Annotated in this window: 1 protein-coding gene; it reads right to left on the bottom strand. The window is 49.3% G+C overall.

The annotated features are described in order from the left end of the window. On the bottom strand, positions 1–367 hold a 367-nt coding region (locus tag AC1DK4_RS40875), incomplete at both ends, for a LysR substrate-binding domain-containing protein (protein ID WP_477132286.1).

The raw sequence follows: 367 nt of genomic DNA, 5'->3' as shown, positions 1-367 counted from the left end.
GTCCAGGTTAGCGCAATCGGCACGGTAAACGAGCTCGATTCTGAAGTCGTTAAACTGGCCGGAGAGCTCATGGATTTTAATTTTGTTCTGTACCTCGCTGCTGATTGAACAGCGCAATACCAGAGAGACGCCTTTACCCGCAGCAACGCTTGAAAACAGCACGGGATAAGAGCCGCACTCGACAATTCGTCTTGGGGTGATACGGCCTTCTTTGAACAAAGTGGTATAGTTGCGGGTCGAGGTTGCACACTTTTTGCTGCTAAGCATAAAAACTTCGTCATCCAGCGTGGAGATATCCGTGATGGTCGGAAAATCCTTTTCTGTAATGATGACCAGCTCGCTGGATAGCAAAGTCGACCGCGTATGC

Source organism: Cupriavidus sp. 05N38 (assembly GCF_056397345.1).
The sequence above is the reverse complement of the archived record's forward strand: the minus strand, read 5'-3'. Positions and strand labels throughout refer to the sequence as shown.